General features: G+C 66.5%; 7 protein-coding genes and 3 rRNA genes. 6 read left to right on the forward strand and 4 right to left on the reverse strand.

The window, feature by feature from the left end:
• Positions 1-52: 52 nt before the first annotated feature.
• Both OG455_RS24800 and OG455_RS24805 read right to left on the reverse strand, forming a co-directional pair.
• Positions 53-1,150 (reverse strand): hypothetical protein, encoded by a 1,098-nt coding sequence (locus OG455_RS24800; protein WP_266297207.1) that lies wholly within the window; start codon positions 1,148-1,150, stop codon positions 53-55.
• Positions 1,147-1,680 carry a SigE family RNA polymerase sigma factor gene (locus OG455_RS24805; RefSeq protein ID WP_266297210.1) on the reverse strand — a complete coding sequence of 178 codons (534 nt, stop codon included), beginning with the start codon at positions 1,678-1,680 and terminating at the stop codon, positions 1,147-1,149. The genes OG455_RS24800 and OG455_RS24805 overlap by 4 nt, the downstream gene beginning before the upstream one ends.
• Positions 1,681-1,772: 92 nt before the next feature.
• Here OG455_RS24805 and OG455_RS24810 point away from each other — a divergent pair, with 92 nt between their 5' ends.
• Positions 1,773-2,402, forward strand: coding sequence for a hypothetical protein (locus OG455_RS24810; protein WP_266297212.1), 630 nt, complete (start codon positions 1,773-1,775; stop codon positions 2,400-2,402).
• 1 nt (position 2,403) lies between these two features.
• On the opposite strand, the gene OG455_RS24815 is transcribed toward OG455_RS24810, so the two are convergent.
• Positions 2,404-3,318: an RDD family protein gene (locus tag OG455_RS24815; protein ID WP_266297214.1), complete on the reverse strand. Its 915-nt coding sequence runs from the start codon at positions 3,316-3,318 to the stop codon at positions 2,404-2,406.
• 208 nt (positions 3,319-3,526) lie between these two features.
• On the opposite strand from OG455_RS24815, the gene OG455_RS24820 reads away from it, so the two are divergent.
• The 5 genes from OG455_RS24820 (at position 3,527) to OG455_RS24840 (ending at position 10,969) form a co-directional block, all read left to right on the forward strand.
• A complete protein-coding gene (locus tag OG455_RS24820; protein WP_266300941.1) occupies positions 3,527-4,531 on the forward strand; it encodes a stage II sporulation protein M in 1,005 nt (334 codons plus the stop codon).
• 578 nt (positions 4,532-5,109) lie between these two features.
• Positions 5,110-6,631, forward strand: a 16S ribosomal RNA gene (locus OG455_RS24825).
• A 271-nt stretch (positions 6,632-6,902) separates the two neighbouring features.
• A 23S ribosomal RNA gene (locus tag OG455_RS24830) occupies positions 6,903-10,023 on the forward strand.
• A gap of 86 nt (positions 10,024-10,109) precedes the next feature.
• Positions 10,110-10,226 (forward strand): 5S ribosomal RNA (rrf, locus tag OG455_RS24835).
• Together the 16S, 23S and 5S rRNA genes form the textbook arrangement of a ribosomal RNA operon.
• 95 nt (positions 10,227-10,321) lie before the next feature.
• Entirely contained in the window at positions 10,322-10,969 is a 648-nt protein-coding gene (locus OG455_RS24840) for a transposase (RefSeq protein ID WP_266297216.1), read from the forward strand.
• Between the two features lie 52 nt (positions 10,970-11,021).
• Here the strand turns inward: OG455_RS24840 and OG455_RS24845 are convergent, their stop codons facing one another.
• On the reverse strand, positions 11,022-12,332 hold the full coding sequence (locus OG455_RS24845; protein ID WP_266297218.1) for a DUF58 domain-containing protein: 1,311 nt from the start codon (positions 12,330-12,332) through the stop codon (positions 11,022-11,024).
• Between the last annotated feature and the right edge of the window lie 56 nt (positions 12,333-12,388).

Below are 12,388 nucleotides of genomic sequence, written 5' to 3' on the forward strand. Positions count from 1 at the left end.
CCCTCAGGCCCCTGCCCCCGGAGCTCCGGGGACAGGGGCCTGAGTCGTTCCGTCACTTGCCGAGCACCTGCGCGGTCCAGGCCTTCTCGTTGGTGCCGAGCAGGGTGAACCGGTTCAGGAAGGCCTGCTCGCCGCCGACCGCGTCGAAGGCGGACGAGCCCTGCGGGGAGGTGGCGCAGGCCTTCAGCCCGTGCGAGACGACACAGAGGAGGCTGGGGTCGGGCTGGACCGGGAACCCCGCCACGGCGACCTGACTGCCCGGATCGGCGGAACCCTCGGGCTCGACGGTGACCACCAGGTGGTCCTTCGTCCCCGCCACGTTGTAGTTGACGCCGGCGGCCCAGGACCCCGGGGTCGCGACCGAATCGTGGTCCAGGGTCGCCGCGGACAGCCGCAGGTTGTCCGGCAGGCCGTTGATCCGGAACGGCAGCGGCACGGCGCGCTCATCCACGGAGACCCCCGCGGCGATCCGGGGCAGGTCGGCGACGACCTTGACGAAGTCGGACTGTGCCGACGCCGCCGTCAGCTCCGCGTCCACCCCGACCCAGCGCCCGTCGGCGAGCTGCCAGCACAGCTCGTGCGGCCCCGGCGTGCCGTCCTGCGACGCGAGGAAGTACGCGGGATGCCCGTGCACCGGCGGGCTGGCGACCAAGTGCTGCGCCGGTCCCTCACGGCTGTCCGTGGACCTCAGCGGCGGCGTCGCGCCCTTGCCGTAGACCGTCAGCCACAGGAGCATCGTGGTGAAACCATCATCGCCGTGCTTCCCGTTCGCCCGGGTGAACTGGGGCGTATCACCGGTCGGATTCGCCGGACTCGCCTGGTAGCTGAGGCCCGCGAACTGGGTCGGCAGCCAGCCGAACTCCGCGTGCGAGACGAGTGGATCACTGGCGATGTCGCCGGCGGCCTGGACTGTCGTCCCGCCGGCGGCGGAGCCTGTCACCGTGCCGTGCCGCGGCTCGGGCAGAGCGGTCACCAGACCCGTCGCGGCGACCGCCACCGCGGTGACCGCACCGACCGCCGACAGCCGCCGCCGTACCCGGCGTGAGCGGCCCATCCGGATCGCCGCGCCTGCGCTCACCGTGCTGTGGGGCGCCTCCCCGTCGGCCAACCGGGCCAGCCTGACCGTCAGTTCTTCCTCTGTGCCGCTCATCGGACGATCCCCTCGGGAGAAGCGACGGCCAGCGGGCCGCCGAGCTTGTTGCGCAGCGCACCCAGGCCGCGCGAGGTCTGACTCTTGACGTTCCCGACGGAGCAGCCGAGCGCCTCGGCCGTCTGCTCCACCGACAGGTCGCAGTGGTAGCGGAGCACCACCGCCGCCCGCTGCCTGGGCGGCAGCGCGGACAGTGCCTGCCGCAGGTCCAGCGCGGCCTCCAGGTCCGGTACGGAGGCGGGCCGCTCCAGTGAGGGCTCCGGCTCGCCGCGCAGCCGGGCGACCCACCGCCCCCACCCGGAGCGCTGCTCGGCCAGGAAAATGTTCACCAGCACCCGCCGCGCGTAGCCGTCCATGTTGTCGGCCCGGGAGACCCGGCCCCAGGACGTGTACAGCTTGGTGATGGTCTCCTGCACCAGGTCGTCCGCCCGGTGCCAGTCCCCGCACAGCAGGTAGGCCACTTTTCGTAACCACCCCGCCCGTGCGGCCACGAAGTTGGTGAACTCCGCGTCCCGTGCGTCTTCGGCCATCGACGGCCACCTCTCTCCCCGACGCGCTCCCCGCGCCGTCCGCCCCCCTGATGCGGCCGGCCCGCGATTAGGTTGCACGTAGGCTTCGGGCCATGCCCAACGGCCGCTACTCCCTCCACGACCCGCACGACGGCACACCCCTCGGCGAGGAGCGGTTCAGCTGCGCGCCCGGCCCGGCGGGCTGGCGCTACGTCGGCAAGTCCTACGCGCCAGACGGCACTCCACTGGGCACCGTCGACCTCACGCTCGACTCCCGGGCCCGGCCACTGCGGCTGGAACTGCGCTCCGGCGGCTGGCAGGTGCGCGGGGGAGCGGTGGACGGCGTGGCCTGGGTGCGCACCGACCCGGCGGATCCGACCGGCGACTCGGCCACCGAAGGACACGACCGGGCGCACGGCTTCGCCGGTGACTCGCCCGCCTTCCTGATCGCCACCGCCCGGCTGCTGCGGCTGGCCGAGGGCGCGAGCGCGCGGGTGCGGCTGGTCGCCTTCGGCGGCTCAGCGTTGGCGCCGCGGACCTTCGACCAGGGCTGGACCCTGGGCGGCCTGGAGCAGCACCCCACCGACAGCGGACCGCTGCTGGTGGAGCGCTACCAGGTGGCCGACCTGGAGACGGGCGAGCAGCGGGAGGTGCACCTCGCGGGAGACGTCCTGCTCGCGGCTCCGGGCATCGAGCTGGAGGAGCTGGAGAACCCGCCGAACCCGTGGCCCGATCGGGACTGACTCAGCCGGGCAGGGTGAACCCACCGCCGCCGGACGCTGGCGGCGGGGGCGGGGCCACGGGGCCGGCCGGCGCGGAGAAGGCGGCCGGCGGTGGCCACGCCCCGGTGGGCGGCTGCGGAGCCGCGAGCGGCTGAGGTCCAGCGGGCACGGCGCTCTGACCGCTCGTACGCTGCCACTCCCGCCGCTGCCGCTCGGTCAGCACCGCGCCCAGGTAGAGCGCCGGGTGCAGCCCGGCCGGGACCGGCCAGCCGGTCCGCGCCGCCACGTCGCCGGCCAGCCGCTGCGCCATCCCGAATGCCACCTGGTCGTCCAACTGGCCTGACCGGCCCAGTAGCTGACGGATCGCCAGCCAGAGGCCGGTGGGCACGGCCGACAGGTCGAGCCGGACCAGGTCCGGCCCCAGCGCGTGCAGCACCTGCGGCGGCGGCGCGACGGGCAGCCCGGGCGCGGCCGTCTCCGGCACCCGCTCCCGCACCACCAGGGTGCCCGCGAAGAGGTCGCCCAGCCGGCGTCCGTCGGAGGAGACCAGTGAGGTGATCGCGGCGGGCACACCGGTCAGCAGGATGATCTCGAAGACCCCCACCAGAGCCCGCACCAGCGCGTGCCGGAAGCCCGCGGGGCCGCCGTCGACCCGCACCACCCGCAGTCCCAGCGCGGCCTTGCCGAGCGACTGCCCCCGGGAGAGCGTCTCGACCAGCACGGGGACCGCGACCAGGAAGAACACCATGAGGCAGATCACCAACGCCGCTGCCGCCGCACCGTCCAGGTCGGTCAGCAGCGTCAGCAGCAGCAGGGAGACCAGGAAGAACGCCGCGAACTGCACCACCAGGTCGAGCAGGACGGCCAGGGCCCGACTCGGCAGCTTCGCCGCCCGCAGCCCGAGGACGACGGCCTCCCCCGTCACCAGGTCGCTCACCGCATCAGCCCGTTCCACTCGATCCGATGTCACGGAGCAGGGCGAGCGCCCGACCCCCGATCTTCTTCGGGCCCAACATACGGGGCGTCCCGAAAGCCAGGGAAGGGCGGGCGGAGGGCAGGGAAGGGCCGTTCCGCCCCGGACCGGCTCTGGCAAGCTGACCCCAGTCGTTGCCCCGCGCCGCCGCAGCCACCTTGGAGTGACCCGCATGGATCTGGACGTCTTCGTCGCCGCCCACCAGGCGGAGTGGGCGCGCCTGGAGACCCTGAGCAAGCGGCGCAGGCTCACCGGCGAGGAGGCCGACGAGCTGGTCGCCCGCTACCAGCGGGTCACCGGCCACCTGGCCAGGGTCCAGGCCACGGCTCCCGACCCGGCCCTGGTCGGCCGGCTGACCACTCTGGTGGCCCGGGCCCGCAACGCCGTCACCGGCCGCCGAGCCACGGGCTGGCGCGAGGTGGGCCGCTACTTCGCGGTCAGCTTCCCCGCGGCCCTGTACCGCTCCCGCCGCTGGTGGCTCCCCATCGCCCTGGTCTCGCTGCTCGGTGCCGCGCTGATCGCCTGGTGGGTGGCCAGCCACCCGGAGGTCCGCGACAGTCTGGCCACCCCCGCCCAACTGCGCGAGATGACCCGCCCCGGCGGCGCCTACCAGGCCTACTACTCCGACCGCCCGGCCAGTTCCTTCGCCGCTCAGGTCTGGACGAACAACGCCTGGGTCGCCACCCAGTGCCTGGTCTTCGGCGTCTTCCTGGGCCTGCCGGTGCTCTACGTGCTGGCCCAGAACATCCTCAACCTCGGCATCGGCATCGGGCTGATGGCCTCCGCGGGCCGGCTCGACCTATTCCTCGGCCTGCTCCTGCCGCACGGCCTGCTCGAACTCACCGCCGTCTTCGTCGCCGCCGGCCTCGGCCTGCGCCTGGGCTGGACCGTGATCGACCCCGGCCCGCGCCCGCGCGGCGTGGCCCTGGCTGAGCAGGGTCGCGCCACCATCGGCATGGCCATGGGCCTGACCGCGGTCCTCTTCGTCAGCGGCCTGCTCGAAGCCTTCGTCACTCCCTCCGGCCTCCCCACCTGGGCCCGGGTCGCCATCGGTGCCACCGCCGAGACGCTCTTCCTGCTCTACGCCCTGGTGCTCGGCCGCCGCGCCGCCGCCACGGGCGAGACCGGCGACGTCGCCGCGTCCGACCGCGCCGACCTCCAACCGGTGGCGGCCTGACCCCCGCTGACCTGGTAGTCTTCTCCACATGCCGCAAGAACCGTTGACACGGGTCGGACCGGCTAGTAGATTAGAACGGTTAGCTCGGACTGGACATCAGACCTGAACGAGCGCTAGTGTCTACGACACGGCATGCCGAGGCGAAGCGTCCATGGATGCGGCCCGGCAAGTCAAACTCCCGAGGTAAAACCACTGCAGAGGCTTTGATAAGCTCTTCCGGTAAGCCGAAGGAAATCCCCTCAGTGGGAATTCGGAGAAGAAAGCGGCCGGTAAAACGGTGCGAATCGGATCTGATAGGCTGAGAACACGAAAGAACGCAGTAACTGAAACGAATGCCCGGAGAGCTTGCGAGAGCGGCTTGAAGGAAGTGTCCGTTCCTTGAGAACTCAACAGCGTGCCAAAAGTCAACGCCAGATATGTTGACATCCCCGGCCTTCACCGTTTGGTGGGGGTTGGAGATTCCTTTTGAAGTAAGACACAGCGAGGACGCAGTGCACGGGGCCGCCCTATTCCGGTGGTTGTCGTGCCGCTCAACGCGGGTGTGAACCGGCTCTGTTGATGACGGGGCCGGGTAATCATTCACGGAGAGTTTGATCCTGGCTCAGGACGAACGCTGGCGGCGTGCTTAACACATGCAAGTCGAACGGTGAAGCCCTTCGGGGTGGATCAGTGGCGAACGGGTGAGTAACACGTGGGCAATCTGCCCTGCACTCTGGGACAAGCCCTGGAAACGGGGTCTAATACCGGATATGACCTTCCTCCGCATGGGGGTTGGTGTAAAGCTCCGGCGGTGCAGGATGAGCCCGCGGCCTATCAGCTTGTTGGTGGGGTAATGGCCTACCAAGGCGACGACGGGTAGCCGGCCTGAGAGGGCGACCGGCCACACTGGGACTGAGACACGGCCCAGACTCCTACGGGAGGCAGCAGTGGGGAATATTGCACAATGGGCGAAAGCCTGATGCAGCGACGCCGCGTGAGGGATGACGGCCTTCGGGTTGTAAACCTCTTTCAGCAGGGAAGAAGCGCAAGTGACGGTACCTGCAGAAGAAGCACCGGCTAACTACGTGCCAGCAGCCGCGGTAATACGTAGGGTGCGAGCGTTGTCCGGAATTATTGGGCGTAAAGAGCTCGTAGGCGGCCTGTCGCGTCGGATGTGAAAGCCCGGGGCTTAACCCCGGGTCTGCATTCGATACGGGCAGGCTAGAGTGTGGTAGGGGAGATCGGAATTCCTGGTGTAGCGGTGAAATGCGCAGATATCAGGAGGAACACCGGTGGCGAAGGCGGATCTCTGGGCCATTACTGACGCTGAGGAGCGAAAGCGTGGGGAGCGAACAGGATTAGATACCCTGGTAGTCCACGCCGTAAACGTTGGGAACTAGGTGTTGGCGACATTCCACGTCGTCGGTGCCGCAGCTAACGCATTAAGTTCCCCGCCTGGGGAGTACGGCCGCAAGGCTAAAACTCAAAGGAATTGACGGGGGCCCGCACAAGCAGCGGAGCATGTGGCTTAATTCGACGCAACGCGAAGAACCTTACCAAGGCTTGACATATGCCGGAAACGTCCAGAGATGGGCGCCCCCTTGTGGTCGGTATACAGGTGGTGCATGGTTGTCGTCAGCTCGTGTCGTGAGATGTTGGGTTAAGTCCCGCAACGAGCGCAACCCTTGTTCTGTGTTGCCAGCATGCCTTTCGGGGTGATGGGGACTCACAGGAGACTGCCGGGGTCAACTCGGAGGAAGGTGGGGACGACGTCAAATCATCATGCCCCTTATGTCTTGGGCTGCACACGTGCTACAATGGTCGGTACAAAGGGCTGCGATACCGTGAGGTGGAGCGAATCCCAAAAAGCCGGCCTCAGTTCGGATTGGGGTCTGCAACTCGACCCCATGAAGTTGGAGTTGCTAGTAATCGCAGATCAGCATGCTGCGGTGAATACGTTCCCGGGCCTTGTACACACCGCCCGTCACGTCACGAAAGTCGGTAACACCCGAAGCCGGTGGCCTAACCCTTGGGAGGGAGCCGTCGAAGGTGGGACCAGCGATTGGGACGAAGTCGTAACAAGGTAGCCGTACCGGAAGGTGCGGCTGGATCACCTCCTTTCTAAGGAGCACATGGCCAGATCCGAGCGAATGCCTCGGATTGGTTGCTCATGGGTGGAACGTTGACTATTCGGCACACTGGGTGATGGTTCGTGAGTACTGCTTCGGCGTGGAAAGCGTAACTGTGAGTCTGGTGTGTCGGGCACGTTGTTGGGTCCTGAGGGAATGGGTTTCCGTTGTCTCAGTGCCGGTCCTACTTGAGATGCCTTCGGGTGTTGAGGGTGGGTGTCTGGTCGTTGTTTGAGAACTGCACAGTGGACGCGAGCATCTGTGGCCAAGTTTTTAAGGGCGCACGGTGGATGCCTTGGCACCAGGAACCGATGAAGGACGTGGGAGGCCGCGATAGGCCCCGGGGAGCTGTCAACCGAGCTTTGATCCGGGGGTGTCCGAATGGGGAAACCCGGCAGTCGTCATGGGCTGTCACCCATACCTGAACACATAGGGTATGTGGAGGGAACGCGGGGAAGTGAAACATCTCAGTACCCGCAGGAAGAGAAAACAACCGTGATTCCGGGAGTAGTGGCGAGCGAAACCGGATGAGGCTAAACCGTAGTGGTGTGAGACCCGGCAGGGGTTGCCACTTCGGGGTCGTGGGAGAGTTCTTCAGTCGTCTGCCGGCGGCTGGGTGAGTCAGAAACCGTATGGATAGTCGAAGGACATGCGAAAGGTCCGGCGTAGAGGGTAAGACCCCCGTAGACGAAATCTGTGCGGCTCACTTGAGCTTTTCCCAAGTAGCACGGAGCCCGAGAAATTCCGTGTGAATCTGGCGGGACCACCCGCTAAGCCTAAATATTCCCTGGTGACCGATAGCGGATAGTACCGTGAGGGAATGGTGAAAAGTACCGCGGGAGCGGAGTGAAATAGTACCTGAAACCGTGTGCCTACAAGCCGTGGGAGCGTCGTTCGTCGAGTTTTCTCGGCGGGCCGTGACTGCGTGCCTTTTGAAGAATGAGCCTGCGAGTTTGCGGTGTGTAGCGAGGTTAACCCGTGTGGGGTAGCCGTAGCGAAAGCGAGTCCGAATAGGGCGTTTGAGTTGCATGCCCAAGACCCGAAGCGGAGTGATCTAGCCATGGGCAGGTTGAAGCGCGGGTAAGACCGCGTGGAGGACCGAACCCACCAGGGTTGAAAACCTGGGGGATGACCTGTGGTTAGGGGTGAAAGGCCAATCAAACTCCGTGATAGCTGGTTCTCCCCGAAATGCATTTAGGTGCAGCGTCACGTGTTTCTTGCCGGAGGTAGAGCACTGGATAGGCGATGGGCCTCACCGGGTTACTGACCTTAGCCAAACTCCGAATGCCGGTAAGTGAGAGCGTGGCAGTGAGACTGTGGGGGATAAGCTCCATGGTCGAGAGGGAAACAGCCCAGAACACCGACTAAGGTCCCTAAGCGTGTGCTAAGTGGGAAAGGATGTGGAGTCGCAGAGACAACCAGGAGGTTGGCTTAGAAGCAGCCACCCTTGAAAGAGTGCGTAATAGCTCACTGGTCAAGTGATTCCGCGCCGACAATGTAGCGGGGCTCAAGCACACCACCGAAGTCGTGTCATTCACAGAATACGTCCAACGGCGCTGTGGATGGGTAGGGGAGCGTCGTGTTCCGGGTGAAGCGGCCGAGGAATCGAGTCGTGGACGGGATACGAGTGAGAATGCAGGCATGAGTAGCGATACAAGAGTGGGAAACTCTTGCGCCGATTGACCAAGGGTTCCTGGGTCAAGCTGATCTGCCCAGGGTAAGTCGGGACCTAAGGCGAGGCCGACAGGCGTAGTCGATGGACAACGGGTTGATATTCCCGTACCCGCTTTGAAGCGCCAACGTCGAACCTCTGGATGCTAAAGCCGTGAAGCCGGCCTGGAGTCTTCGGACGAAGGGACGTGGTGGAGCCGCTGATCCAACAGGGTAGTAGGTGAGCGATGGGGTGACGCAGGAAGGTAGTCCAGCCCGGGCGGTGGTAGTCCCGGGGTAAGGGTGTAGGGCGTTGTGTAGGCAAATCCGCACAACTATAGCCTGAGACCTGATGCCGAGCCGATTGTGGTGAAGTGGATGATCCTATGCTGTCGAGAAAAGCCTCTAGCGAGTTTCATGGCGGCCCGTACCCCAAACCGACTCAGGTGGTCAGGTAGAGAATACCGAGGCGTTCGGGTGAACTATGGTTAAGGAACTCGGCAAAATGCCCCCGTAACTTCGGGAGAAGGGGGGCCATGTCTGGTGAGGAGACTTGCTCTCTGAGCTGGGTGTGGCCGCAGAGACCAGCGAGAAGCGACTGTTTACTAAAAACACAGGTCCGTGCGAAGCCGTAAGGCGATGTATACGGACTGACGCCTGCCCGGTGCTGGAACGTTAAGGGGACCGGTTAGCTTGGTTTCGACCAGGCGAAGCTGAGAACTTAAGCGCCAGTAAACGGCGGTGGTAACTATAACCATCCTAAGGTAGCGAAATTCCTTGTCGGGTAAGTTCCGACCTGCACGAATGGCGTAACGACTTCTCGACTGTCTCAACCATAGGCCCGGTGAAATTGCATTACGAGTAAAGATGCTCGTTTCGCGCAGCAGGACGGAAAGACCCCGGGACCTTTACTATAGCTTGATATTGGTGTTCGGTTCGGCTTGTGTAGGATAGGTGGGAGACTTTGAAGCGGCAACGCCAGTTGTCGTGGAGTCGACGTTGAAATACCACTCTGGTCGTGCTGGATGTCTAACCTGGGTCCGTGATCCGGATCAGGGACAGTGTCTGGTGGGTAGTTTAACTGGGGCGGTTGCCTCCTAAAGAGTAACGGAGGCGCCCAAAGGTTCCCTCAGCCTGGTTGGCAATCAGGTGTTGAGTGTAAGTGCACAAGGGAGCTTGACTGTGAGACCGACGGGTCGAGCAGGTGCGAAAGCAGGGACTAGTGATCCGGCGGTGGCTTGTGGAAGCGCCGTCGCTCAACGGATAAAAGGTACCCCGGGGATAACAGGCTGATCTTCCCCAAGAGTCCATATCGACGGGATGGTTTGGCACCTCGATGTCGGCTCGTCGCATCCTGGGGCTGGAGTAGGTCCCAAGGGTTGGGCTGTTCGCCCATTAAAGCGGTACGCGAGCTGGGTTTAGAACGTCGTGAGACAGTTCGGTCCCTATCCGCTGTGCGCGTAGGAGTGTTGAGAAGGGCTGTCCCTAGTACGAGAGGACCGGGACGGACGAACCTCTGGTGTGCCAGTTGTCCTGCCAAGGGCATGGCTGGTTGGCTACGTTCGGGAGGGATAACCGCTGAAAGCATCTAAGCGGGAAGCCTGCTTCGAGATGAGCACTCCCACCTCCTTGAGAGGGTAAGGCTCCCAGTAGACGACTGGGTTGATAGGCCGGATGTGGAAGCCCAGTAATGGGTGGAGCTGACCGGTACTAATAGGCCGAGGGCTTGTCCTCAGTTGCTCGCGTCCACTGTGTTGTTCTGAAACAACGACCCCACACCGTTGGTCACGGGTGTGGTGCGGCCGATAGTTTCATAGTGTTTCGGTGGTCATAGCGTGAGGGAAACGCCCGGTTACATTCCGAACCCGGAAGCTAAGCCTTACAGCGCCGATGGTACTGCAGGGGGGACCCTGTGGGAGAGTAGGACGCCGCCGAACAATCATTCAGGAGAAGCCCCCAGCCTTTCGGCTGGGGGCTTCTTCGCGTTCACGGCCTGGTCGGGGGCGACGGTATCGGCCGTTACGATCGACCTATGGCACGCCCCGGCCCCAAGGCCCGCCCCGAACCCCAACCGCGTCCCGAGCCGTTCGGCTTGGCCACCGACCCCTTCACCATGGAGACCTCGCACGAGGTCGCCGCGATGTACCTGGCGCCACCCGAGCGGGTACTGGTGCTGCGGGTGGACGCGGACACGATGCTCCGTCCCAAGCTCCGTGAGGAGCTGCGGGAGCGGAGCGAGGAGCCGCTGCCGGCGTCCGTCGAGGGGCTGCTCGCGAGCCTGGGGAGCACCCGTGAGCAGGTGCTCGGCACGCTGCACCGGCGGCGGCGCGGGGTGGAGTTCCGCCGCTTCCTGTCACAGCTGGAGCGGGATCTGCCGGAGAGCGGCGAGCTGCACCTGATCTGCGACAACTACTTCACCCACAAGTCCCCGACGGTGGTGAACTGGCTGCGCGCCCACCCGCGGGTGACGATGCACTTCGCGCCCAGCGAGGAAGCCTGGCTGGCTCATGTCGAGCGGTGGTTCGCCTACCAGGCGGCGCGCGAGGCGTTCCACGGGGACAAGTCGTCCGCGACCGCGCTCTCGCAGGGGATCACGGAGTGGCTGACGGCGGTGGCGGAGCTGACCGAGGAGAGCGACGCGGCGACCGCGCACGTCTGGGTCAAGCCGCAGCACGACTGATCCGCACCGGCACCAGCAGTACGGGTGCCTGCGGGAGCCTGGCCGGCCTGGGCTAGAGCAGCCCGGCCGCCTTCAGGGCCAGGTAGGCGTCGGCGAGTGCCGGAGGCAGCGCGGTCGGCGGGGCGTCGAGGACGGTGGCACCGAGCCGGGTGAGCCGGTCGGCGACCGCGCGGCGGTCGGCCCGGGTCTGCTCGGCGGCCGCCGCGCCGTAGACGGCGGGCAGGGTGCCGCGGCCCGCGGCCAGCTCGGTCAGCCGCGGATCGGCCACGGCGGCGATCACCACCTGGTGCCGCTTGGTGAGTTGGGGCAGCAGTGGCAGCAGGCTGTCCTCGGCGGGACCGGCGTCCAGGCCGGTGAGCAGGACGATCAGTGAGCGGCGCGGGGCGAGCCGCAGGACTGTCGCGGTGAGCGCCCGCAGGTCGGTCTCGACCAGGGCCGGTTCCAGCAGAGCCATCGCGTGGGTGACGGCGGGCAGTACGTCGGTGGCGGATCGGCCCAGCACCGTGCCGCGCGGTCGCAGGTCGTGGGCGAGCAGGTCCACGCGGTCGCCGGCCTTGGTGGCCAGCGCGGTGAGCAGCAGCGCCGCGTCCAGGGCGGCGTCCAGCCGAGGGGCGTCGCCGACCCGGCCGGCCGAGGTGCGGCCGGTGTCGAGCACGATCAGGATGTGCCGGTCGCGCTCGGGCCGCCAGGTGCGCACGGCGACCGTGTTGCGGCGCGCGCTGGCCCGCCAGTCGATCGAGCGCACGTCGTCGCCCGGCAGGTACTCGCGCAGGCTGTCGAACTCGGTGCCCTGGCCGCGGGTCAGTAGCGAGGTACGGCCGTCCAGTTCGCGCAGCCGGGCCAGCCGCGAGGGCAGGTGCTTGCGGCTGGTGAAGGGCGGCAGCGCGCGCAGGGTCCACGGGACCTGGCGCGAGCCCTGACGCCCCGCCAGGCCGAGCGGGCCGTGCGAGCGGACCGTCACCCGGTGGGCCTGGTGGTCACCGCGCCGGGTGGGGCGCAGTTCGGTGGTGATCCTGCGGCGTTCGCCGGGTGGCACGCGCAGGGTGTGCCGGGAGGCCGCCAGCTCGGTGCCCGGCTGGAAGGCGGAGGGTGGCCAGGCGTCCCGCAGTCCGGCCCGCAGCGACCGGCCGGACGGATTGACGACGGTCAGCGTGATGGTGGCGGGCTCGCCGAGGCGCACCGAGCTGTCGCCCGCGCGTTCCAGCCGCAGGCGGCGGACGGGGGCGGCGAGCAGCAGGTCGACCAGGACCCCGAGCAGCAGGGCGCCGCTGACGGCAGCGATCCCGGTCCACGAGGGCAGCAGGAGCCCGACCACCAGGCTGCCGAGGGCGGCGAGGAGGGCGGTACGGCCGGTGAGGGCCACGGTGGACTCCTAAAGGACGCGGTGGATCTGGCGGCGGCGGGACCGGGCGCGGTCTC

Origin of the sequence: Kitasatospora sp. NBC_01287 (assembly GCF_026340565.1) — a bacterium.
Classification (GTDB): Bacteria; Actinomycetota; Actinomycetes; order Streptomycetales; family Streptomycetaceae; genus Kitasatospora.

Excerpts from the sequence above, each read along its gene's own strand:
- OG455_RS24840 (WP_266297216.1), top strand. The coding sequence starts at position 10,322 with ATGGCACGCCCCGGCCCCAAGGCCCGCCCCGAACCCCAACCGCGTCCC.
- OG455_RS24820 (WP_266300941.1), top strand. The coding sequence starts at position 3,527 with ATGGATCTGGACGTCTTCGTCGCCGCCCACCAGGCGGAGTGGGCGCGC.
- OG455_RS24810 (WP_266297212.1), top strand. The coding sequence starts at position 1,773 with ATGCCCAACGGCCGCTACTCCCTCCACGACCCGCACGACGGCACACCC.
- OG455_RS24805 (WP_266297210.1), bottom strand. The coding sequence starts at position 1,680 with ATGGCCGAAGACGCACGGGACGCGGAGTTCACCAACTTCGTGGCCGCA.
- OG455_RS24800 (WP_266297207.1), bottom strand. The coding sequence starts at position 1,150 with ATGAGCGGCACAGAGGAAGAACTGACGGTCAGGCTGGCCCGGTTGGCC.